The 23,035-nt window shown below is 69.9% G+C and carries 15 protein-coding genes and 1 pseudogene; 13 read left to right on the top strand and 3 right to left on the bottom strand.

The features are described from left to right. The first annotated feature begins 201 nt into the window (after positions 1-201). The 5 genes from F7R91_RS39285 (at position 202) to F7R91_RS39265 (ending at position 9,005) form a co-directional block, all read left to right on the top strand. Positions 202-1,002, top strand: a complete 801-nt coding sequence (locus F7R91_RS39285) for a thioesterase family protein (protein WP_150958340.1) — start codon at positions 202-204, stop codon at positions 1,000-1,002. A 247-nt stretch (positions 1,003-1,249) separates the two neighbouring features. Next, a complete protein-coding gene (locus F7R91_RS39280; RefSeq protein WP_191971852.1) occupies positions 1,250-3,379 on the top strand; it encodes an NACHT domain-containing protein in 2,130 nt (709 codons plus the stop codon). Positions 3,380-3,829: 450 nt separating this feature from the next. Beyond that, positions 3,830-5,170 carry an L-lysine 6-transaminase gene (gene lat / locus F7R91_RS39275; protein ID WP_150958336.1) on the top strand — a complete coding sequence of 447 codons (1,341 nt, stop codon included), beginning with the start codon at positions 3,830-3,832 and terminating at the stop codon, positions 5,168-5,170. A gap of 29 nt (positions 5,171-5,199) precedes the next feature. Next, the gene (locus F7R91_RS39270; protein ID WP_150958334.1) at positions 5,200-6,753 is read left to right on the top strand and encodes an aldehyde dehydrogenase family protein; all 1,554 of its coding nucleotides are present in this window, start codon (positions 5,200-5,202) and stop codon (positions 6,751-6,753) included. After that, a complete protein-coding gene (locus F7R91_RS39265; protein ID WP_150958332.1) occupies positions 6,750-9,005 on the top strand; it encodes a thiamine pyrophosphate-dependent enzyme in 2,256 nt (751 codons plus the stop codon). The genes F7R91_RS39270 and F7R91_RS39265 overlap by 4 nt, the downstream gene beginning before the upstream one ends. A gap of 339 nt (positions 9,006-9,344) precedes the next feature. Here F7R91_RS39265 and F7R91_RS39260 read toward each other — a convergent pair whose 3' ends face one another. After that, positions 9,345-10,550 carry a S8 family peptidase gene (locus F7R91_RS39260; RefSeq protein WP_150958330.1) on the bottom strand — a complete coding sequence of 402 codons (1,206 nt, stop codon included), beginning with the start codon at positions 10,548-10,550 and terminating at the stop codon, positions 9,345-9,347. Positions 10,551-11,212: 662 nt separating this feature from the next. Between F7R91_RS39260 and F7R91_RS39255 the strand changes: the two genes are divergently transcribed. The 4 genes from F7R91_RS39255 to F7R91_RS39240 all read left to right on the top strand — a co-directional run bounded on the left by F7R91_RS39255 (position 11,213) and on the right by F7R91_RS39240 (position 16,582). Continuing rightward, positions 11,213-13,843 (top strand): glycosyltransferase, encoded by a 2,631-nt coding sequence (locus tag F7R91_RS39255; RefSeq protein ID WP_225321060.1) that lies wholly within the window; start codon positions 11,213-11,215, stop codon positions 13,841-13,843. Continuing rightward, on the top strand, positions 13,843-15,315 hold the full coding sequence (locus F7R91_RS39250) for a radical SAM protein (protein WP_150958328.1): 1,473 nt from the start codon (positions 13,843-13,845) through the stop codon (positions 15,313-15,315). Before F7R91_RS39255 ends, F7R91_RS39250 begins: the two co-directional genes overlap by 1 nt. A 40-nt stretch (positions 15,316-15,355) precedes the next feature. Then, the gene (locus F7R91_RS39245) at positions 15,356-15,502 is read left to right on the top strand and encodes a cell wall metabolism sensor histidine kinase WalK (protein ID WP_225321059.1); all 147 of its coding nucleotides are present in this window, start codon (positions 15,356-15,358) and stop codon (positions 15,500-15,502) included. A gap of 120 nt (positions 15,503-15,622) precedes the next feature. Next, entirely contained in the window at positions 15,623-16,582 is a 960-nt protein-coding gene (locus F7R91_RS39240) for a TAXI family TRAP transporter solute-binding subunit (RefSeq protein WP_191971851.1), read from the top strand. Positions 16,583-16,598: 16 nt separating this feature from the next. Here the strand turns inward: F7R91_RS39240 and F7R91_RS39235 are convergent, their stop codons facing one another. Both F7R91_RS39235 and F7R91_RS39230 read right to left on the bottom strand, forming a co-directional pair. Continuing rightward, the gene (locus F7R91_RS39235) at positions 16,599-18,029 is read right to left on the bottom strand and encodes a sensor histidine kinase (protein ID WP_150958324.1); all 1,431 of its coding nucleotides are present in this window, start codon (positions 18,027-18,029) and stop codon (positions 16,599-16,601) included. A 15-nt stretch (positions 18,030-18,044) separates the two neighbouring features. Then, complete coding sequence (locus tag F7R91_RS39230) at positions 18,045-18,827, bottom strand: response regulator transcription factor (protein ID WP_150958322.1); 783 nt, start codon at positions 18,825-18,827, stop codon at positions 18,045-18,047. A 215-nt stretch (positions 18,828-19,042) separates the two neighbouring features. On the opposite strand from F7R91_RS39230, the gene F7R91_RS39225 reads away from it, so the two are divergent. The 4 genes and pseudogenes from F7R91_RS39225 to F7R91_RS39210 form a co-directional block, all read left to right on the top strand. Then, positions 19,043-21,145, top strand: coding sequence for a TRAP transporter permease (locus F7R91_RS39225; RefSeq protein ID WP_225321058.1), 2,103 nt, complete (start codon positions 19,043-19,045; stop codon positions 21,143-21,145). Continuing rightward, positions 21,142-22,140 carry a TAXI family TRAP transporter solute-binding subunit gene (locus F7R91_RS39220; RefSeq protein ID WP_150958320.1) on the top strand — a complete coding sequence of 333 codons (999 nt, stop codon included), beginning with the start codon at positions 21,142-21,144 and terminating at the stop codon, positions 22,138-22,140. Before F7R91_RS39225 ends, F7R91_RS39220 begins: the two co-directional genes overlap by 4 nt. Positions 22,141-22,354: 214 nt before the next feature. Continuing rightward, the gene (locus F7R91_RS39215) at positions 22,355-22,792 is read left to right on the top strand and encodes an ATP-binding protein (protein ID WP_191971850.1); all 438 of its coding nucleotides are present in this window, start codon (positions 22,355-22,357) and stop codon (positions 22,790-22,792) included. A gap of 60 nt (positions 22,793-22,852) precedes the next feature. Then, positions 22,853-23,035 (top strand): annotated as a pseudogene (locus F7R91_RS39210) (DUF475 domain-containing protein); the annotation flags it as partial.

The following is a 23,035-nucleotide window of genomic DNA, read 5'->3' as shown; positions in this document are numbered from 1 at the left end:
CTCCGTATCCCTCGTGACCAGCACTTCGTGGTCCGAGAAACACTCCGCCGACAGGTCCCTAACCAGCGATGACCGCAGTTCTCAGTCAGTGGTCGGAGTGTCCCGGAGGACCGGGCGGCCATTCCTTCCGAGCCATCAACGGCAGACCGTCATCAGCCACACCCGGTCCTCCTGGACCGCCTCACATTCTTAGGGACCGTCATGACCACGTCGCAAGCCGAGGCCTTCTACGAGCGGGAGGCCGAGGGCCGGTTCCTCCCCACCGCCAACACCCGCGGGCCCTGGGACGCCGACTCCCAGCACGCGGGCCCACCGGCCGCACTGCTCGGACTGGCCGTCGAGCAACGGCCGGGCGGACGGCCGGACATGCGGGTCGCCCGGCTCACGTACGAGATCATGCGCCCGGTCCCGATACGGCCGCTGACCGTGACCACACGCGTGCTGCGCGCCGGGCGCTCCGTCGAGCTGGTGGAGGCCTCCCTGACACCTGACGGCGGTCAGGAAGTGATGCGGGTGACTGCTTTGCTGATGAAGACGGCACCGGACTCGGTACCGCAGGTGTCGCCGGGCCGGCAGGTGCCCGGGCCAGGGGTTGCACCCGCGAAAGCGTTCTTCCCGGTCCCATGGGACCAGGGCTACCACACCGCCATGGAACTTTGCTTCGCCGCCGGTTCGTTCCTGGAGACCGGACCGGCCACGGCGTGGATGCGGATGGGGGTTCCTTTGGTCGCCGGTGAGGAGATCACGCCGCTGAGCCGGGTGCTGACGGCTGCCGACTCGGGCAACGGCGTCAGCGCTGAGCTGGACTTCCACCGTTACGTCTTCATCAACGCCGACCTCAGCGTCAGCCTGCACCGCCATCCCGAGGGGGAGTGGGTCTGCCTGGACGCCCGGACGATGGTGGACGGCGCGGGCATCGGTCTCGCCGAGTCCGCCCTGCACGACGAGAAGGGCCCGCTCGGCCGCAGCACCCAGAGCCTGTACGTGGCCGCGCGCAGCTGACACCTACAGTCGACGGCCCGTTGTCGACGCCACCGCCCATAGGGTCTGGTTCTCGGTGGCGTAGAACAGACGGGTTGGCTGCGGGCAGGTGTTCCCGTCCGCGCGCCACTCCGTCACGCGTGACGGGCTCCGTCACGACGTGGCCGCGGGCGCCCTGCGTTCGGACCGTGTCCCGATCGGGCCGTATGCGGCAGGATGACCCGTCATGAGACGTGGGGGGCGTGGCAGAGAACCCGGGCGTGTAGGCGTGCGGTATCTGTTGCTGGTGGTGCTGGGAGCGGCCGGGGCCATGGCGTTGGCCTGGTCCTTCCGTCTGGGAACGGCGGCTACCGCGGTCGCCGTGGTGATGGGTCTGGCTCCGGCCTACATGGCCTGGGCGGCATTTCGTGCAGACCGGGTGGACGCGGGCACCGTCGATCTGATCACGGCCACCGAGCAGCTGGCCGTGGCCGTCAGGGCGCAGTGGGACGACGAAGCGGCCGTTCGCCGGGTCAACGACCCCTACCCGCTGCCCGTCGCCTGGCGGGCTGCCGACGAGGATCTGGCCGAGCCGTGGGCGCAGTTGACGCAGCTGGCCCGAGCCTGGCCGGGCGGGCCTCCCGGCGATCCGGCACGATGGCCCCGCACCGCGGCCGGACTGGCCGGCCGGGACGCGCAGATCGGGGAGGTGTTCGCCGACCGGGTGCCCACCCGGCGCCTGGTGATCCTGGGAGAGCCGGGTGCGGGCAAGAGCGTGTTGCTGATCCGGCTGCTGCAGGACCTCATGGAACGTCGCACCGACGGCGCTCCGGTGCCGGTGCTGTTCTCCCTCGCCTCGTTCAACCCCCGCCAGTCGTTGAAGGCATGGCTGGCGGAGCAGTTGCGGCGCAACCACCCCGGCTTGCGGGCGCCCGCTCCGGCCCCGGTCGCCGGGGCCGCGAACAGCCCCGGTGACCTGGCGCAGGCCCTGCTGGACGCCGGCCGTGTCCTGCCCCTGCTCGACGGCTTCGACGAGCTGCCCCCGGCCCTGCACACCAGGGTGCTGGACGCCCTCAACCGGGCCCTGCCCGCCAAACATCCCCTGGTCCTGGCCAGCCGCGCCGTCCCCTACCGGGCCGCCCTCACCCGCCCCGGTATCACGGTGCGTCTCAATGGCGCCACCGCCATCCAGCTGCTCCCGCTCGCCCCTGACCTCGCGGCCGCCTACCTGCGCCGGGATGCCGGCGGTCCGCATTCCCCCGCCGCCGGCCGGTGGGAGGCGGTCGCCGCTCTCCTGGGCACCACCACCCCCGTCGGGCAGGCCCTGAGCACCCCGCTGGGGCTGTTCCTGGCACGCACCATCTACAACGTGCGTCCCCACACGGCCGGACCCGAGGCGCCTCACCCCGGCGACCTGTGCGACACCGCGGCGTTCCCCACCCGTGCCGCCGTGGACACCCACCTCTTCAGCGGCTTCATTCCGGCCGTCTACGCCCCCGACAGCCCCAGCCCACCCGTGTGGACGGCCGCACAGGCCCACCGCACCCTGGTCTTCCTCGCCCGGTTCCTGCAGAACCACCGCGGCGGCAGCCCGGACCTGGCGTGGTGGGAACTTTCCCGAACAATCCCGCTGTTCATCCGCCGGGTCACCTACGGGCTCGCGATCGGGATCGTGGTCGGGCTCCCCGTCGGGCTCGTCCTCGGCCGCCTGTTCGGGACCCGGACGGGGCTTGTGGCCGGGACCGGGATCGGGCTGCTGTTCGGGGTCACGACTGCCATCCAGGTGGATTCCGTCAGTCCGGGGGCCCGGCTGCGCTGGTCACCCAGGGAATCCGTGATCGGGTTCGTGTTCGGACTCGTGTGCGGTACCGCGGTCGGGCTCCTGTTCGGGATCGCGGTGTGGGACCTGGTCGGAATGGTGGCCGGGATCGGGGCGGGACTCATGATCTGGCTCGCCGCCGTGCTCCTGTCCGGGCTGGTGACCGGGCTGGAGACCGATGAACCCGATCTGGCCTCCAACACCGGGCCGGCGGTACTCCTGTCCTCGGACCGCCGTACTTTCATGGCGGTCGGGCTCGGGATCGGGGCGGGGGCCGGCCTCGTGTTCGGCTTGGTGTTCGGCCTTGTGTTCGGGGTCCTGAACGGGGTCAGGGGCGGGCTGGAGGCGGGGCTCGCGGTCGGGACCGTGGCGGGGCTTGTGTTCGGGCTCTTCGGTCTTGCCACCGCGCTCTCGGAGACGGCATGGGCATACTTCGTGCTGACCCGGGCCCATCTCGTGGTGCGCCACAGGCTCGCCACCGATCTGATGGGGTTCCTGCAGGACGCACACGAACACCGCGGCGTCCTGCGACAGGTCGGAGCGGTGTACCAGTTCCGGCACATCGACCTGCAACGCCATCTCGCTCAACATCAGCCCTGAATGCCGGCGGAGAACTGCTTCGCCCGGGGCCGCGTCGGAGATACCGCGGCCTGTGCGTGCGACGGGACGCTGTGTGCCGCCGTAAGAAGGAAGAGGAGCGGCGACGCGCGTTGCGTAGGCGATCCCACGCTCGTGCCTGTGTGTACGTTCTGGCGCGAGGCAGGCGTCCCCTGCATCCCTTGAATGTCCGCTGAATGTCCGCGCCGGACATCGCTCAGCCCGGGTTCCGCGAGGTGATCACAAAGGACGGTCGGAGCGGACCCGGATCGCCCCGCGTGGCCGTCGGCCAGGGCGCGGTGTCGCCGCGGCCGGATCGGTCAAATCTTTTCGAGGATCTTCCACTGGACGTAACCCTTGCGGCTGGTGTGGCGTGCTACCTAAAATGTTTTCGCTGAGTCTCTTATACAGCGAAAGATCTTCGGTGAACGGCTATCGAGAGTAGGTGCCTCCATGACGGTTGCTGCTGTGTCGACGGTCCACCCGGACGAGGTGCACGACAGGCTCGGCCGCTATGTGCTGACCGACGGTTTCAAACTTGTGCTCGACCCGCTCACCAGTCAGGGCTCGTGGATCGTCGACGCGCGCACCGGTGAGAAGTTCCTCGACCTCTACTCGTTCTTCGCGTCCGCTCCGCTGGGGCTCAACGCGCGGGGCATCGTGGACGATCCGGAGTTCATGACCCTGCTCGCGCAGGTGGCGGCGAACAAGCCCGCCAACCCCGACATCTACACCACGCACTACGCCGAGTTCGTCGAGGCCTTCGCCCGGGTGCTGGGTGATCCGGAGCTGCCGAGACTGTTCTTCGTCGAGGGCGGGGCGCTCGCCGTCGAAAACGCGCTCAAGACGGCGTTCGACTGGAAGAGCCGCCGCAACGAGGCCGCGGGCCGCTCGCCCGAGCTCGGCACCAAGGTGCTCCACCTTCGGCGGGCGTTCCACGGCCGCAGCGGTTACACCCTCTCGCTGACCAACACCGAGCCGGGCAAGACGGCCCGTTTCCCGAAGTTCGACTGGCCGCGCATCGACGTACCGGCTGTGCGGTTCCCCCTCGACCGCCACCTTGCCGAGGTCGAGGAGGCCGAGCGACGAGCTCTGGAGCAGGCCCGGCGAGCGTTCGAGGACAACCCGCACGACGTCGCCTGCTTCATCGCCGAGCCGATCCAGGGCGAGGGGGGCGACAACCACATGCGTCCGGAGTTCCTGCAGGCGATGCAGGCGCTCTGTCACGAGTACGACGCACTGTTCGTGCTCGACGAGGTGCAGACCGGCGTGGGAATCACCGGCACCACCTGGGCCTACCAGCAGCTGGGCCTCGAGCCGGATATCGTCGCGTTCGCCAAGAAGGTCCAGCTCGGCGGCATCATGGCCGGCCGCCGGGTCGACCAGGTACCCGACAACGTCTTCCGGGTCTCCGGGCGGATCAACTCCACCTGGGGCGGCGGGCTGGTCGACATGGTCCGGGCACGCCGCATCCTGGAGATCATCGAAAAGGACGACCTGGTGGCCCATGCCGCCGCCGTGGGATCGTGGTTCCTCGCCGAACTGCGGGAACTGGAAGTCCGACACGCACCGGTCGTCTCCAACGCGCGAGGGCGTGGACTGATGAGCGCCATCGATCTGCCCGACAGCGGCGTCCGCGACGACGTGGTACGCCGGTTGCGAACCGAGGAGCAGGTGATCGCATTGCCGTGCGGTGAGCGTTCGGTGCGCTTCCGCCCTGCCCTGTCCATCACCCAGGACGAGCTCGCGATCGCCCTGCAGGCCCTCGACCGGGTCGTCGCCGGTCTGCGATGACCCCGTACCAGCCGACAAGGAGCAAAGTCATGGCCCGTTCCGTCGCCTCGATCGTTGCCGGCCGCATGGTCGCCGGCGCCCCCGGCGGGACTCTTCAACGCCCCAATCCCGGCCGTACCGCCGAGCTGGTCACCGAGGTCTCGCTCGGGGACGCCTCGACGTTCGTCGGAGCCGCCAAGGCCGCGAAGGCGGCTCAGCGGTCCTGGGCGGACATCCCGGCGCCGGTCCGCGGATCCGCGATCGGAAAGATCGGCCGGCTCGTCGAAGCCAACAAGGACCGGCTCGCCCGCATCGTGACCGAAGAGATCGGCAAGCCGTTCGCCGAGGCACTCGGCGAGGTCCAGGAGATCATCGACACCTGCGACTTCTTCCTGGGCGAGGGCCGCCGGCTGTACGGGCAGACGGTGCCCTCGGAGATGCCCGACAAGCAGCTGTTCACCTTCCGCAACCCCGTCGGCACGGTCGCGGTGATCACCGCGGGCAACTTCCCGGTGGCCGTTCCGGCCTGGTACCTCGTGCCGGCGCTCGTGACCGGCAACACCGTCGTGTGGAAGCCCGCCGAGTACGCCGCCGCGAGTGCCAAGGCCCTCTTCGAGCTGTTCGTGCACGGGGGCGGCCTGCCGGACGGCGTACTGAACCTCGTACTCGCCGACGGGGAGCAGACGTACGCCGGTCTGGAGGCCTCCCTCGAAGCCGGGCTCGTCGACAAGGTCGGCTTCACCGGGTCCACGCTCGTCGGCCAGAAGATCGGCGCCCTGTGCGGAAGCCACCTCCAGACCCCGTGCCTGGAACTGGGCGGCAAGAACCCCCAGGTGGTCACCCCGAGCGCCAACCTCGACCTGGCGGTCGAGGGGGCGTTGTTCTCCGGATTCGGCACCGCGGGGCAGCGCTGCACCTCCCTCGGGACGCTCATCGTCCACGAGTCGGTGCACAAGGACTTCCTCGCCCGCTTCGACGCCGCGAGCCGCGCGGCCCGGATCGGCGACGCGTTCGAGGACGTCCTCTACGGCCCGATGCTCGACGAGCGGTTCGCTCAGCGCTACGAGACCTTCCTCGGGTGGATCAAGGACCACCACCGGACGTACGGCTCCGACGGCATCGGGCGGATCACGGCCGACAACCCGCGCAAGGGCTTCGTCGGGGACGCCGAGGCGGGCATGTTCTACCACCCGGTGATCGTCGACGGAGTACGCCGCGACGACGACCTGTTCCTCACCGAGACCTTCGGCCCCCTCGTCTCGGTGACCACCTACCGGGACTTCGACGAGGCCCTAGACCTCGCCAACGCCCACGGCTACGGGCTCTCCGCCGCGATCTACACCACCGATCCGCACGAGGTGTGGACGTTCCGGCGCGGCATTTCCGCGGGCATGGTCAGCGTCAACAACACCACCTCCGGAGCCGAGGCGCACCTTCCGTTCGGCGGCAACGGCAAGTCGGGCAACGGCAGTCGCCAGTCGGGGCAGTGGGTGCTCGACCAGTTCACCCGCTGGCAGTCGATGAACTGGGACTACTCCGGCCGTCTGCAGAAAGCACAGATGGACGTGGCCACGCTCGAGCCCGACCTGTCCTTCCGCCTGTGAGCAGCGTCGAGGACCTGGACCGGCACTTCCGCGAGGAAGTGGCCGGTCCCCGGTCCGCCGCCCGGACTGCCGGCCCGGCGCCGACCGACGGTGCTGCCGGTTCCGGGGCGCGCGCGGCAAGCACGAGCGCGGCGAGCCGACCACTCGGCGGCGCACTGGACGCCCGTACCGCACTGGACCTGTTCGACGCCCAACTGGAGAGCCGGCACACCGACGCCGCCGCACGGTGGATGCAGCAACAGGGCCGTGGCTACTACACCATCGGATCGAGCGGGCACGAAGGCAACGCCGCGGTCGCCCTCGCACTGCGTCCCACCGACCCGGCGTTGCTGCACTACCGCTCCGGCGCCTTCTACTGCGCCCGCGCCCGGCAGGCCGGCGGCGTCGACGCGGTCACGGACATGCTGCTGGGGGTGGCCGCCGGGGCGGACGAGCCGATCGCCGGCGGACGGCACAAGGTGTACGGCCGTCGCGAACTGGCCGTCATCCCGCAGACGTCGACCATCTCCTCCCACCTGCCGCGGGCAGTCGGGGTGGCGTGGAGCATCGCCCGCGCCAAGCGGCTCGGGACCGAATGCGCCTGGCCCGGCGATGCCGTCGTCTGCTGTTCCTTCGGTGACGCCTCGGTCAACCACTCCACGGCAGCGGGCGCCATCAACAGCGCCTGCCACGCGGCCTACCAGGGCCTTCCGATGCCCGTGCTGTTCGTCTGCGAGGACAACGGCCTGGGAATCAGCGTGCCGACACCGCATGACTGGGTACGGCACACCTACGGCAACCGGCCCGGTCTCGCCTACTTCGCCGCGGACGGGTGCGATCCGTCGGCCGCCTTCGACGCCGCGTGCGAGGCAGTGGCCCATGTACGCAAGCGCCGGCAACCCGCGTTCCTGCACCTGTCGATGGTGCGATTCCTCGGCCATGCGGGCTCGGACGCCGAAGCCGCCTACCGGATGCCGACCGAGGTCGCCGCGGATCTGCGACGCGACCCGCTGCTGGCCACGGCCCGGCTGCTCACAGCGGCCGGCGTGCTCACCCAGCAGCAGGTTCTCGAGCGGTACGACGAGGTGGGCGGACGAGTGTTCGCCGTCGCCAAGGAGGCACTCGACAGCGAGCCCCTGACCAACGCGACGGAGATCGCCGCCCCGATCGCCCCGCGCCGTCCCGATCTCGTGGCGGCTGCCGCACGCCGTACGAGCGAACCACCAGCCCTGCCGGCGCCGGTGGGCGAGCCTGTCACCGTCGCCCAGGCCATCACCCACACCCTCGCCGATCTGCTCGGCAGCTACCCGGAGATGGTCGTTTTCGGCGAGGACGTGGGCCGCAAGGGCGGGGTCTACGGGCTGACCCGGGGATTGCAGCGGCGTTTCGGTACCGCCCGGGTCTTCGACACCCTGCTCGACGAGCAGGCGATCCTCGGTCTCGCGCTGGGGGCGGGACTGTCCGGGCTGCTGCCGGTGGCGGAGATCCAATACCTTGCGTACCTGCACAACGCCGAGGACCAACTGCGCGGCGAGGCCGCCACACTTCAGTTCTTCTCGCAGGGCCAGTACCGCAACCCCCTTGTGGTCCGCATCGCCGGCTACGGCTACCAGCGCGGGTTCGGCGGTCACTTCCACAACGACAACGCGCTGGGCGTCCTGCGTGACATTCCCGGTCTGGTCATCGCCTCCCCGTCCCGCCCCGACGACGCCGCCGCGGTGCTTCGCACCTGTGTGGCGGCCGGGAAGGCGGACGGAACGGTCAGCGCCTTCCTCGAGCCGATCGCGCTCTACCACACGCGAGATCTCCACACCGAAGGGGACAACGCCTGGCTCGCCGCATACCCGCCACCCGCGGAGCACGTGCCGATCGGCCGGGCACGCACCTACGGCACAGGCGCGGACCTGACCGTCGTGACCTTCGGCAACGGCCTGCCCATCTCGCTTCGAGCCGCACGCCGGCTGGAGCTGCAGGGCATCGAGTGCCGGGTCGTCGACCTGCGCTGGCTGGCGCCCCTGCCGGTCGAGGACCTGCTGCGGGAAGCGCGAGCGACGGGACGCGTCCTCGTCGTCGACGAGACCCGCCGTACGGGAGGAGTGTCCGAGGGCGTTGTCACCGCCCTGGTCGATGCCGGATTCACCGGCGCGATCCGACGGGTCACCAGCGCGGACAGCTTCATCCCGCTGGGGGAGGCAGCGCAGTTGGTGCTCGTGTCCGAGGCCGATGTCGAGCGCGCCGCGAGCGAGATGCTCTCGGCGGGCCCGCAGGCGTAGGAGCCAACGACACAGGGTGCACGGGCGTCGGCCCGCCGAGCCACCCCCAGCAGCACGCAGCGGCACCGGCAGACTCTGCGGAGGGCGCCGCTGCCCATGCCGATCGGACAAGTACCTGGACGGACCGGAAGGCACCGCCGCCGATCGAGATCGGTAGCAGTGCCTTCCGCCGCGTGCCGGTGGGCCGGCGCCCCGTGAAGCCGCTTCCTGCCTGCAGGGAGCCCATACGAGCTTGGAGTATGCCTCCCGCTCACCTGGGCCCCGGCGCCCGGCCCGGTCGTGCTCCCGGTTGCCTGGGCTGCAGGTCATCGGGAGCACGACCCGCGGAGATCCCGCAGCCTATTCGGTGATCTTGAGGAGCTTGTTCGGTGTGCCGGAGCCAGGGTTGCTGATCTTGTCCGCGGTGGCGCCGTCGGTCAGCGCCTTTGCCACGGCCTCAGGCTTGGCGTCCGGGTGGCCTGCCAGATACACGGCCGCGGCACCGGCCACGTGGGGGGAGGCCATCGACGTGCCGGAAATCGTCTTGGTGCCCGTGTCGCTGTCGTTCCAGGCCGAGGTGATGTCGGAGCCCGGCGCGTAGATGTCGACGATCTGGCCGAAGTTGGAGAAGTCGGACTGGGCGTCGTCCTTGGTGCTGGAGGCGACCGTGAGGGCTTCCGGTACGCGGGCGGGTGAGGACTGGCCGGCGTCGGCCGATTCGTTGCCGGCGGCGACGGCGAAGGTGACGCCGGAGGCGATGGCCTTGCTCACTGCCTCGTCCAGGGCGGGGTCGGCGCTGCCGCCGAGGCTCATGTTGGCCACCGAGGGCCCCTGGTGGTTCTTGGCGACCCAGTCGATGCCGGCGACGACTTGCTCGGTGGTGCCGGATCCGTTGTTGTCGAGGACCCTGACGGCGACGATCTTTGCCTTCTTGGCGACGCCGTGCTGCGTGCCGGCGATGGTGGCGGCGACGTGGGTGCCGTGGCCGTTGCCGTCGTCGGCGGTGTCGTCGTTGTCGACGGCGTCGAAGCCGTGACTGGCTCGTCCTTCGAAGTCCTTGTGCGTGATGCGTACGCCGGTGTCGATGACGTATGCGGTGACCCCTTCTCCCGCCTTGTCGGGGTACGTGTACTTGCTGTCGCCGGCGGTGTCGCTCTGGTCGATCCGGTCCAGGCCCCAGGAAGGGGGGTTGTCCTGGGTGGCCGTGGCGTGGAACTTGCGGTTTGCCACGACGGTGCTCACTGCCGGGTCGGCGGCCAGGGTCTTCGCTTCCTTCTCGGTGAGGTTTGTCGCAGCGAAGCCGTTGACGGCCGAGCCGTAGGACCGGTTGAGCTTGCCGCCGTAGTGCTGGGCGAGTTCCTTCTTGGCATCGGTGGATGCCTGCTTGTCGAGCAGGACGATGTAGCTGCCGGCGACGGTGCCTTCGGCGCCCAGGCCGTAGACCGTTCCCTCGGCGGGTTCTCCGGCGTGGGCCGATGCCGGTATGAGCAAGCCTGCCGTGGTCGCGGCCGCTGCCGCGGAGGCCGCGAAGGTCAGCTTCCATCCGGCACGCAACTGATGCGTCATGGTGAGGGGTCTCCTCATCAGTGGGGGGATTTTGCCTCCAGCGCAGGAGTCACGCGGAGGTGACGAGAAGACTGACGGATTGTCACGTTCATTTCAATGGCTGGTGGTGGCTCCCTGACGGCCCGTCGGCTCGGATCTCCACAGGATTCACTCATCGCCGAGCCAACCAGGAGGCGAACGCTCAGCTAGACGCGTTGGTTGAGGAGGGAAACCGCTCTGTGCGTGAGGTCTGTGACGGTGTTCTTACGCAATCCTCATCAAGGGGAACGCATAGGGGATCCGAGAGCGGGAAGCCCCGCGTGGAAAATGCCGAAAACGCCGAAGATGCCGAAAGCAAAGTGGGCGGAGGGCAGTTGAGAGTCGCCGCACTCGTAGCACGGGGGAGACCTTTACGCCGCAGTGAAGTTGACGGCTCCTCACCGTCATGAGGGAGGTGGAGGGGTAGGAGACTCGATGCGGGATCCGCCTTCCAGCTGCCCTGACCCCGAAGCGCGTGGGACATCCGGCCGACCCGCTCGACGCTCGCCCCCTCGACGCCTGCTACTCCCTGCAGCGCCTCGTCGCCGGGCAGTCCTGCGCGATTCTTACTCTCCGTCACCAGGAGCCCGCCGGAGATCCGCGCTACGGTCGAAGAGCGGGTGGCCGCGGGAAGGAGGCGAGCCATGGCAGTGCTGTGGGGCGTGTCCTTCGATGCAACCCCGTTGTCCGGACTGGTCGTGGAATTCCTCAAGACCGCCCGGCTCTTCCATGACCGGGGCTACGAGGTGCACCTCGACCTCGGCTACGACATCAAGGCGGACAAGGGGAGATTCTTCGTCCCCTACCGTGACGAGGCCCGGCTCCTGCCGTCCTGGGTGCGGCTCTCGCGGATACATGACCTGGACACCGTCGACGGCTATGACGCCTCCCTGGTCACCGAGGTCCTCCAGGAAGTGGTGGAGAAGGGCGAGCTACGGCTGATGCCGGAGGTGGAGCGCATCGCGAACGCCCTGTGCGAGCGGGTGCTGGCGCTGTGGGAATCACTCCGCGTCACCCGGGTGCTGGTGGAGAACGGCACACTGCCGGAGAACATCATGGTCACCCGTGCCCTGCAGCAGGCGATAGTCGTCTACGGCGCCCGCCACCGCCTCGGCCGCTTCGTGCTGTGGCGTGACCACGACCTGATGTGGCAGAGCGAGCCGGGAAGCGGCAAGTACGGCAGCCCGCCGTACCCGAACGTCCCCCCGCTGCTGGACTCCGTCCACGTTCGTTATCTGGCCCTGCACGAGCGGGCGAAGGCGCTGACCCGCGCCTGGGCGCCGCATGTGCGGCACATCGACGTGCTGCCGAACACCTTCCCGCACAGGGCGGCCAGGGTCGGCCCCGAGAACGCGTCGTTCCGCGCCGACCACGCGATACCGGACACCGCCCGGCTGATCGCGCGCACCACCCGGATCATCCCGCAAAAGCGCATCGACCGCGACATCCACCTGGTCGCCGAGCTCGCCAGGACGACCGACGTCCATCTCTTCGTGGCGGGCGACACCAGTGAGGATGCGATCGAATACCGGCGGCTGACCGCGCTCGCCGATGGACTGGGCGTCGCCGACCGGGTGGTGTTCGGCGGCTGGCTCGCGCCGGACACCGACGCGATCGGCGCGCCCGCCGGCGGCAGTTACTCCGTCCGCGATCTGCTGGCGCACGCCGATCTGGTGTCGTTCCTGACGTCGTACGACTACGAGAGCTACGGAAACCCGATCGGCGAGGCCATCGCCGCCAAAGTGCCCTACATCACGAGCGGTTACGAGTCCTATCCGACGGTCTACGGCGACAAGGGCTTCCGCGCCCCCGTCCTGCACCACGACCTGCCGACCCCCACATTCGTGAACGAGGTGGCACAGCTGTTGAACGACGACACCCTGCAGTCCGCCACGGCGGAGCACAACCACCGCCTGGGCACCCGGCACTTCGGCCGTTCCAGTGCGGTGACCCTGCTCGATCGCCTCGTCCTCACCCCGATGGGCACCAGGACCCGGATGAGCGTCATCCTCCCGGTGTACAACGAGGCGGCCAACCTGCCCGCCGTACTGGAGTCGCTCTACTGGCAGCGCGACGGCGACGGCCGGCTCGACCCCGAGCTGTACGAGATCGTTCTTGTCGACAACAACTCCACTGACGAGACCGTAGCGTTGGCCAAGCGCTTCGCAGCGGACCATCCGGACCTCGCCCTGCACATCGTCCACGAACACGAGCAGGGCGTCTCGTGCGCCCGCCGCACCGGCATGCGCTTCGCGGCCGAACGCAGCTGCGGCCGACCCGCCGCGACGGCGGACGCGGACACCTGCGCCACCGACGAACGGTTCTACCTGGTCTCTGCGGACGCCGACTGCCGGCTGGATCCGATGTGGCTGTCCACGCTCCTGGAAGCCATGGACGACAGCGGCGCCGCCATCGGCGTGTGCGACTACTTCTACCGCGAGGAGCACTTCCAGGACCGCCCCCGGCTGTGGGACGCCATTTCCCGCACCCTCCGCTGCCGGTCGGTCGCCTTCTCGCTCTTCGGAGGCTTCCCCGACGGCAAGGGATTCGCCGTCGAACGCGAGGCACACGACCGCGCGGGCGGCATCGAGATCTTCTACCAGCTGGAGAACGGCCGCTTCGTCAACCACCTCTCCGACGACTGGGACTTCGGCATCAAGGTCGCGGCGCTCGGCGGCAGCCGGGTGTACGTCCCCGCCTCCCGGGTGGAGATCAACCCCCGCCGGGTGGACCACGCGCTGGAGGAGGTGATCGCGGGGAGGGCCTACGGCGCCCACGGCACCATCGTCATGCGCAACATCCGCCCCGGAGCCGACGGCGACAGCACGGCGCGGGTCCGCGACCTCACCGAGGAGGAGGCACACCGCGCCTGGGCTTTCTCGATCAAGGACTTCGTGCCCAAGAACCTCCTGCTCCCGGTGCTGCTCGACCCCGGCCTGCTCGCGACCTCGCCCGTACGGGAGTTCTTCGGCGCGCCCCTCGCAGATGCTCTGCGGCAGCGCATCGAGGAGATCGTCGACAAGATGCGCCTCATGGACTTCACCCCCATCCATGCCTACAAGACCCCTTCCTTCCGGCTCTACTTCGAGTTCGCCGACGAGCTGTTCGAGCGGCTGCGGGCGACGGTCGGAGACGACATCGGCCACCCGCCGCCGCTGCCGGCGTGCCTGGAGGACATCCCCCGCGAGCGGTTCGCAGAGTTCGTCGCGTACTACTGCGAGGACCGGGAATCCGGAGAGGCACACGACTACTTCGGCAACGGGGGAGTCTTCTGATGACCGCAGACCCCGCGCTGGCCTCCCTCCTGACACTGGACCCGGCAGCACCGGTCCCGGACGCCGTACACGCCCTCGCCGCGCCCGAGAACCGGCATCTGCTGGCATACGTGCGGGAGGACCCCTTCGGCGCCCATGTCTTCCCGGGAAACATCGACGGCTACGACCCCGAGCGGTTCCTCGACGACCTCGACGGGCAACTGCGCACCACCCCGCCCATTCACCTGTGGGCCTACATCCCCACCTGTTCCTACCGCTGCCGGTTCTGCCAGTACCCGGTCGTCATCGTCAAGGGCACACAGGAGACGGTGGCCCGGCGGGCGGCGCAATGGGTGGACTGGAACATCCGGGAGGCGAAGCTGTGGCTGCGCAGGGTTCCGCACCTCGCCACCGCACCGGTCGGCGAGTTCAACGTGTTCGGCGGAACGCCCTCGCTGCTGCCCGCCGACGAGATCCGCCGACTGCTGGACTTCTACCGGGAGAACTTCGCCTTCGGTCCCGACACCACGGTCCGGCTCGAGGGCGATCCCACCACCCTCACGCCGCAGAAGCTGGAGCTGCTGGCCGAACTCGGCTGCACCAAGGTCTCCAGCGGGGTGCAGTCGTTCGACGACCACGTGCTGCGCCTCAGCGGCCGTGAGCACACCGGCGCCGCCTGCATCGAGTTCATCCGCCAGGCGAAGGCCACCGGTTTCGACTGGATCAGCGTCGACCTGATGTACGGCCTGCTCGACCAGACCCTCGGCAGCGTCCGACGCGACCTGGACACCGTACTGGAACACGGACCCACCGCCGTGGTGTGCACCAAGCTGCACCTGCGGGACTACAGCGACACGCGGACCGGCGTCTCCGGGGTGCAACCGGCGGCCTGGCAACTCCCGGAGTATCGCGCCCGCCTGGAGTCACGCGGACACCGCTGGCCCACGCTCGGCGAGCAGTACCAGATGCGGGAGATCCTCACCGGCGGGCTGCGGGAGGCCGGTTGGACCGAGCAACCGACCATGTACTTCGCCCGGCCCGGAGCCGGGCCGGAGAAGTGGAAGTCCATCATGGCCGACCAGGACCAGCAGCAGCCCGAGGTCGCCATCGGCCTCGGCGGCAGTTCCAGCTGCCGCCGTTCCGAGGGGATGACGAACGTCGACTGGCAGCAGTACAGCACGGCCGTGGAGGCCGGGCGGCTTCCCCTCGGCTCCGCCACTGCCTTCACCGAACAGGCGCAGGAGACACGGGCGGTGAACATGGCACTGTCCACACTGCAACCGCTACGCGAGGAACTGCACCGGCACCGCTTCCCCGGCAGCTCTCTCTTCTCCCCCCAGCGGCGAGAAGCCTTCAACTCCCTGTGCAGCCGGGGCCTGCTGAAGACCGACGAGAACGCGGGCACGGTCACGCTGACTGCGGTGGGAGAGACTCTTGTGGAGGCGATCATCAACACGGAGCTCATGGCCGAGGGGCCGCAGCAGGAGCTGTGAGAGGTGCTCAGCACTCGTACTCGCTGCCGCCGTCGGTGAGGTGTCCGGTGCAGACCATCGCTGCTACAGGACCGACGCCGCCCGTAACCGGTCCGAAGGCGGCGGCCTCGGCACGGCCATCGCCCGGGAGAACGCCCGGCTGCACGACGACACCATCGGGAGCGGCTCAGCCGGCGCGTCGGTCTGATCGCCGCGTATGACGCCACCCGTTCCCCGCCCGGTTAGGCTGATCGCGTGGGCCCGTCGGGGTGTCTGCGCTCCGGGCCCGGCGTTCAGTGGCCGGTTCGCCCGGTGCAAGGAGGCACTTATGCCGGTGGCACGCCTGCTCGCCACCACCATCGCCCTGATGGTGGTGCTGCTTGCTGGGTGCACCGGAAACGATGATCCGCGTCGGCCGTCCGGTGAGATCAGCGTGGCCACCGGTAACCAGGGCGGCGTCTACGCGGAGTACGGGGCCGGGTACGCGGAGCTCATCGATCGTCGGCTGCCCGACGCGTCCGCCCGTGTCCTGCACACCGGAGGCAGTGTCGACAACCTGCGCCTGGTGGGCGCGGGCAAGGTGCGGGTGGGCTTCACGCTCGCCGATTCCGCCGCGGACGCCGTCGCCGGTCGCGCGCCGTTCACCGAGCGGGTACCCGTGGTGGCGCTCGCCGCGCTCTACGACAACTACGTGCAACTCGTGGTCCCCGCGGACAGCCCCGTACGCAGTGTGAGGGAGCTGCGCGGGCGGCGGGTCTCCGTGGGTGCCGTGGGCTCGGGCACCGCGCTGCTCGCCGAACGCATCCTGAAGGTCGCGGGGCTCTCTCCGGGCAAGGATGTGAGCGCGCGGCGGCTCGATGTGCGGGAGTCCACGGGCGCCCTGGCCGCCGGGCGGATCGACGCCTTCTTCTGGAGCGGCGGCCTGCCCACCGCGGCGATCACCGACCTCCGCCGGACGATGCCCATCCGCCTCGTCGGCCTCGGCGACGTGGTCGACGATCTCACCCGGTCCTACGGCGAGCTCTACACGGAGACCACCGTGCCGGCTGTCGTATACGGCCCGCAGAGTGCGGTGACCACCGTGAGCGTGCCGAACTTTCTGGTGGTGCGGCGGAACATGCCGGACGCGGAGGCGTACTGGCTGACCCGGCTGCTGTTCGAGGGGCAGTCCCAGCTCATACGCGCTCACCCGGAGGCCCGCCGACTGGACCGTCGTACGGCGATCGCCACCCACCCGCTGGACCTTCACCCGGGCGCGGCGCGCTGGTTCCGCGAGTCGCACCCCTGACACCGGCCGACGGTCGTCAGGGTGCCGCGCCCGGGGGCGGGGGAGCACTCGGCAACCGTAGAGTGGCCGCGAGTCCGTGCGGTTCTGCCGCCGCGAGGCGAAGTTCGCCGCCGCCCGCCTCCACCACCATGCGGGTGAGGGCGAGGCCGAGGCCCGTGCCCCGGACGTTCTGGTGGCGGGTGCTGCGCCAGAACCTCCCGCCTGCCCGTGCCAGTTCCTCGGCGGTCAGACCGGAGCCACCGTCGCGCACCGTCACCTCCACCACGCCGTCGTCCTGCCCGCGCTGTGCACCGGCACCGTCGCCGCCCGGGGGACGGGTGACCGAGACGTCCACCGGAGTGCCGTCGCCGAACTTGAGCGCGTTGTCCAGCAGGGTGTCCAGAGCGTGGTCGAGGCAGTCGGGCAGGGACAGTGCGCGTACGCCGTCGGGAACCGTCAGCGTGAGCCGGACGCCCTCGGCCTCGTAGGCAGTCCGCCAGGCGTCGACCCGGTGGACGACCACGGCCGACACGTCGACGGGCCGGCGTTCCGCCTCGGACGCCTCGGCCCTGGCCATGCGCAGCAGCCCGTCGAGGATCTCGCCGAACCGGTCGGCCTCCTCCACGGCGAAGTGCAGTTCGTGCAGGCCACGTGGGTCGTTCACGAATTCCTCGAGGTTCTCCACCCGCAGCCGGAGGGCGGTCAGCGGATTGCGCAGCTGGTGGGAGGCCTGCGCCACGAACGCGCGCTGCTGCTCCTGCGAGGCGTGCATGCTGTCCGCCATCACGTTGAAGCTGTTGGCCAGGCGGCGCAGCTCCGGGGCGCCCGCCCGTTCCGAGACCCTGGTCTTCAGCCGTCCGAGGGCGACCTCGTGCGTGGCCCGGTCCAGTTCGTGGACCGGGCGCAGCACCCAGCGGACGACCGGGGTGGCGACCGCGATGACCACGGCGGCAAGTGCGGCGAGGCTGCCCAGGCCGACGAGGGTCAGGTGGTCGGTGACCTGGGAGCGGGCCCGGTCGGTGGGGGAGACGATGAGTACGGCGCCGAGCACCCGGCCGTCGCGCTTGACCGGCTCGGCCAGGACGAAAGGACGGTCGTCCCACGGCCAGACCACGCTGGGCTGCTGCGCGGGCCGGTCGGCAAGGGCTCTGAGCAGCGCCGACCGCACCTGTGGCTCCTTCAGGTCGAGGGGGCGGGAGGCGACGACGATCTCGCTGTCCGCGTCGACGACGGCGACCCGCGAGTCGTACAGGGCCGTGTAGCGGTCGGCGGCGGCCTCCAGACGGCCCGTCCGTCCCGATTCGAGGGCGGTGGCCGCCATGTCGGCGAACCAGGCGCCGTCCTCGACCCGGCCGATGAACGAGGTCTGGACCGAGCGCTCCGCGGTGGCCCGTACCAGCGGAACGCTGAGCGCCACGATGAGCCCCGCGACCAGGGCGAAGACGATGACGAGAAGTCGGCGGCGCATCGGTGATCAGCGCGCTCAGGTGTCGGCCGCCGTGGGCGGCGAGGCAGGGATCGGGCCGTCCGGGTTCGACTGCGCCCTCGCATCAGGGGCGGTGTCCGGAGCGGGCGGGGCCGGAACGGTGTCCGGGGCCATGCCGTCGGCGGTCGCGAGACGGTAGCCGAAGCCGCGCACCGTCCGCACCACACTTCCCGCCCGCCCCAGCTTGCCGCGCAGGGTGGCCACATGGACGTCGAGCGTGCGCGACATACCGTCGTACGTCGTCTGCCACACCTCGACGACGATGCGGTCCCGGGGCACGGCGGCGCCGTTGGCGCGCACCAGCACGGCCAGGACGTCGAACTCCTTGCGGGTGAGGGGAACCGGCTGTCCGTCCAGGGTGACCGCGCGCCGCCCGAGGTCGATCTCGAGGCCGCCGACGGTGACGAGCCGGTCCTCATGCGCGCGCTGGCTCATGCTGCGCCGGAGCACCGCCTCGATACGGGCGAGCAGCTCAGCGGTGCCGAACGGCTTCACCACGTAGTCATCGGCGCCGCTGCGCAGCCCCCGTACCCGGTCGGGTTCGCCTCCCCGCGCGGTCACCGCGATCACCGGGACCCCGCCCCGGGCACGCAGCTCCCGGCACACCTCGATGCCGTCCCGGTCCGGCAGGCCCAGGTCGAGCAGGACCAGGTCGACGGCGGGCGCGGCCAGCGCGTCGGCGGCGTTGGCCACGCGCCGCACCTCGTACCCGTTGCGGCGCAGCGCGCCCGCAAGGGCGTCGGCCACCCGGTTGTCGTCCTCGACAAGGAGTATCCGCACACCGCCTCCCGGTTCCTCGTGCGCGGGCCCGGACCCGCCACGGCACGAAGGCCAGGGGCAGACCGGGTCTCGGCCGTCGGGACGAGCGTAGAAGTGATCCCCGTCACCCAACCCTAAACCTACGTTAAGACCACGAGCGTTCCCTGTTGCCTGCTTGTCACGGCTGCCACGGTCTGGGGTGAAGCAGAAGCACCCAGCCCCAGGAGATGGCCTAGATGAGCATGGCAACGGCGCCGTCCGATCCGCAGCAGCGAACCGCTGAGGAACTGGTGGCCGAGTACGACCAGGAACGGCCGGCCCGGAAACTCTCCCCGCGGGTGTCCGGTCCGGTGTCCCTGGCGTGCGCGGCCCTGTCGGTCTTCGTGCTCTACGCGATCTTCTTCCCGCTGGCCAAGGGCACCCAGTACTACCTGACGATCTTCCTCGCCGCGACCCTGCCGCTGGTCTTCCTGACCTACCGCGGAACGGTGCGGGTACCGGCGATGCTGCTTCTGCGGCGGCGCGGCGCCGGCGGCCACGAGAAGACCCGCACACCCGCACGGCGTGACGACCCCGGCTGGTTCGACTGGCTCCTTGCCGCGGCCGCGCTCGCCGTGTGCGTCTACCCGCTGCTGCAGTTCGACCCCTTCATCGAGCGACGGCAACTGCCCACCTCCCTCGACGTGTTGGCCGGGCTCGTCCTCATCGTGCTCGTCCTGGAGGCGTGCCGCCGCACCACCGGCTGGGTCCTGCCCGCCTTCTGCGCGGCCTTCCTGCTCTACGCCTACTACGGCGGGCTGCTGCCGTACGACTGGTCCCTGGCTCACGGCGGGTTCGACATCGACGCGATCGCGGCCCACTTCTTCATGGGCACCGACGGGGTGTACGGCGTCCCGCTGAACGTGGCCGGCACCTACATCGTGCTGTTCACCATCTTCGGCGCGGTCCTCGACCTCTCCGGCGCCGGCAAGTTCTTCATCGACCTGTCCTTCGCGGCCTTCCGCGGCTCGCGCAGCGCCCCCGGCCGCACCGTGACCGCCGCCGGTTTCCTGCTCGGCACCGTCTCCGGGTCCGGCACCGCGACCGCGGTCAGCCTCGGATCGGTCGCCTGGCCCGTGCTGCGCCGGGCCGGCTACGGGAAGGAACAGGGCGGCGGCGTGCTCGCGGCGGCCGGGATCGGGGCGATCCTTTCCCCGCCCACCCTGGGCGCCGCGGCGTTCATCATCGCCGAGTACCTGCGCGAGAGTTACCTCACCGTCCTGCTGTACGCACTGGTGCCCACCCTCCTGTACTACCTGGGCATCCTCCTCGCGGTCGAGATCGACGCCCGCAAGCACCAGACGCAGCCCGTGGTCGGGGAGCAGAGCACGTCGGCGCTGCGGCTGCTCGGCCGGTTCGGCTACCACTTCCTCCCGCTCTTCATGATCATCGGATTCATGGTGGCGGGACTGCCCCCCTTCAAGGCGGTCGTCTACGCCACGGCCCTGCAGTTCCTGCTCTCGTTCCTGGACCCCGAGCACCGGATGACGCCGCGGCGGGTGTACGAGGCGCTCGCCGAGGGCTGCCGGTCGGTGCTTCCGGTGGTCGCCACCTGCGCGGCGGCGGGCATCATCGTCGCCGTCGTCACCCAGACAGGGCTCGGTCTGAACCTGGCATCGGTGATCGTCGATGCGGCCGGACTCTTCGGCGACGACAAGACCATAGTGCTGGTCCTCACCGTCGTCTTCGCGGCGGTCTCGGTGTCCATCCTGGGGCTTGCCGTCCCGGTCACCGCTTCCTTCATCATCGCCGCGGTGATCATCGCACCGGCGCTGCTCTCGCTGGGAGTCGCCACCCACGAGGCGTACATGTTCATCTTCTACTACGCCGTGCTGTCCGAAGTGAGCCCTCCGACGGCGCTCGCGGCGGCGGCCGCCGCCGCCATCACCGGGGGAAACCCGATGCGCACCATGGTGGCGACCTGGAAGTACTCACTGCCCGCGTTCCTGGTGCCGTTCGCCTTCGTCCTCACCGACAACGGCTCCCAACTGCTCGGCACGGGCAGCCTGTTGGGCATCGTATGGACTACCGCGGTCTCGGCCCTCGCGGTCGCCGCGCTGGCCGCGGCCACCGGCGGGTGGCTGCTCGGACCGGCCGGGCGTATGGAGCGCGCCCTGTGCGCCGTCGCCGCCCTCTGTCTCCTCTACCTCGAACCCGTCGCGATCACCGCTGGTGTCGTGGCGCTCGTACTCGCCCTCGGCATTCATCTCGTACGCCGCAGGCAGCAGACCCCCGCGGTTCCCACCACCGGTGAGAACCGCCCGGCGGAAACCCTCATGGAAGGACACCTGCCCTCATGAAGCACCGGATGCGTGCCGCACGCCTCGCCGTCGCGGCCCTCGTCACCGCTCTCGCCGCCACCGCCTGCGGCGGCGGGAAGCAGACCGACAACACCGCCGCGAGCGGCGGAAAGGGCGGCCGGCTCACCATCGCGACCGGCACCACCACCGGCGTGTACTACCAGATCGGTGGCGGCCTCGCGGAGCTGATCTCCGACAACCTCGACGGCTACCGGGCCACCGCCACCTCCACCGGCGCGTCGGTGCAGAACATCCAAGGCCTCGGGGCGGGCACCTACGACATCGCGTTCTCCCTGATGGACACGGCCAGCAACGCCGTCGAGGGCAAGGAAGCGTTCGACACGCCCCAGGACGTCGAGGCCCTGACCCGGCTCTACCCGAACTACACCCAGGTCCTGGTCCGGGCCGACTCGGGCATCACGTCCCTCAAGGACATGAAAGGCAAGAGAGTGTCCACCGGAGCACCCGGTTCCGGCACGGAAGTGATCGCCAACCGGCTGCTGGAGGCAGCCGGACTGGACCCCGCCAAGGACATCACCGCCGAACGCCTCGCCCTGCCCGAGTCCGTCGACGGCATGAAGGACAGCACCATCGACGCCCTGTTCTGGTCCGGCGGACTGCCGAGCGGCGGCATCACCGACCTCACGACCAGCCTCAAGAAGGAGGTGCGCCTCCTCGACATCACCCCGCAACTGCCCGCTCTGAACAAGAAGTACGGCGACGTCTACCGGAGCGGCTCCATCCCGGCGTCCGTATACAACCAGCCGAAGGACGTGCCGACGATCGTGGTGCAGAACGTGCTGCTGGTGAAGACGGGCTTCGACCCGGATCTGGCCGCGGACATCGTCAACCTGATGTACGAGAAGAAGACCGAGCTGGAGAAGGTGAACCCGGCCGCGACGGAGATCGAGGTGGACCAGGCGCAGGACGTCTCGCCCGTCCCGCTGAACCCCGGCGCGGAGAAGGCCCTTAAGGACCTGGCCCAGAAGTCCTGAGCCTGCCTCACGGGCGCAGGGGCCGGTCCGGACCCGTCCAGGTCACGCGACCGGCCCTCCCCGCCGGATACGTCGGCGCAGTCGAAACCCTCCTCCCTCCCCGCCCGTCCACGGCCCCACGCCCCTCCAGGGCCGTATCCACCAGTCCGCCTCCACCAGACACGGCAACACACGCCCGCCCCTGGCGGAGCGGGCCGCCCACCAAGGAATGATCATGACGGACATCCCGGAACAGCCCCTGCTCCACAGCTTCCGGGTCTTTCCGGAGGACCCGGCCGCCGTGCCCAAGGCCCGTCGGCTGCTCCTGTCGGTGGTCCGCGGCTGGAATCTCCCACTGACGGACGAAACGCAGGACGACCTCGAACTGCTCTCGAGCGAGGTGATCGCCAACGCGGTGCTGCACACCACCGGGCCGTGCTCGGTGACGGTCCGCTGGACGGGGGTCCGGCTGCGGGTGGGGGTGACCGACACGGCGCCCGGGCTGCCCGCACCGCGCAGCCGCGAGCTGTACGCCGAGAGCGGCCGGGGTCTGCTGCTGGTCGCCTCGGTGGCGGCGAGCTGGGGCAGCGCCCGCACCGCCACGGGCAAGGTCGTCTGGTTCGAGGTGGCGCCCGCGGTGGCGACCGCAGGCCTTGACCGGCTGGCGTCGTGACGCGGCGCCCACCGCTCTCTCCACGTAACACGGAACGCTTTTCTGACAGTTGGAATGAGGATGGTCTTGAGGACGTTCGGCTGGTCGTTCGCCGTCACCGCGCTCGGTCTGGCCTACGCCGCGTGGCAGTGGGGCTGGGAGGCCTTCGGGATCGTGCTGATCCTGTCGGTCCTGGAGATCTCGCTGTCCTTCGACAACGCGGTCGTCAACGCCGGAATCCTGCAGAAGATGAACGCCTTCTGG

It is taken from the genome of Streptomyces luteolifulvus (genome assembly GCF_008806595.1).
Taxonomy (GTDB): Bacteria; Actinomycetota; Actinomycetes; order Streptomycetales; family Streptomycetaceae; genus Streptomyces; species Streptomyces luteolifulvus.
The sequence above is the reverse complement of the archived record's forward strand: the minus strand, read 5'-3'. Positions and strand labels throughout refer to the sequence as shown.

What these genes read in the sequence shown, in the direction of transcription:
- F7R91_RS39285 (WP_150958340.1), top strand. Translation starts at nt 202, where the DNA reads ATGACCACGTCGCAAGCCGAGGCCTTCTACGAGCGGGAGGCCGAGGGC.
- lat (WP_150958336.1), top strand. Translation starts at nt 3,830, where the DNA reads ATGACGGTTGCTGCTGTGTCGACGGTCCACCCGGACGAGGTGCACGAC.
- F7R91_RS39270 (WP_150958334.1), top strand. Translation starts at nt 5,200, where the DNA reads ATGGCCCGTTCCGTCGCCTCGATCGTTGCCGGCCGCATGGTCGCCGGC.
- F7R91_RS39260 (WP_150958330.1), bottom strand. Translation starts at nt 10,550, where the DNA reads ATGACGCATCAGTTGCGTGCCGGATGGAAGCTGACCTTCGCGGCCTCC.
- F7R91_RS39255 (WP_225321060.1), top strand. Translation starts at nt 11,213, where the DNA reads ATGGCAGTGCTGTGGGGCGTGTCCTTCGATGCAACCCCGTTGTCCGGA.
- F7R91_RS39250 (WP_150958328.1), top strand. Translation starts at nt 13,843, where the DNA reads ATGACCGCAGACCCCGCGCTGGCCTCCCTCCTGACACTGGACCCGGCA.
- F7R91_RS39240 (WP_191971851.1), top strand. Translation starts at nt 15,623, where the DNA reads ATGCCGGTGGCACGCCTGCTCGCCACCACCATCGCCCTGATGGTGGTG.
- F7R91_RS39235 (WP_150958324.1), bottom strand. Translation starts at nt 18,029, where the DNA reads ATGCGCCGCCGACTTCTCGTCATCGTCTTCGCCCTGGTCGCGGGGCTC.
- F7R91_RS39225 (WP_225321058.1), top strand. Translation starts at nt 19,043, where the DNA reads ATGAGCATGGCAACGGCGCCGTCCGATCCGCAGCAGCGAACCGCTGAG.
- F7R91_RS39220 (WP_150958320.1), top strand. Translation starts at nt 21,142, where the DNA reads ATGAAGCACCGGATGCGTGCCGCACGCCTCGCCGTCGCGGCCCTCGTC.
- F7R91_RS39215 (WP_191971850.1), top strand. Translation starts at nt 22,355, where the DNA reads ATGACGGACATCCCGGAACAGCCCCTGCTCCACAGCTTCCGGGTCTTT.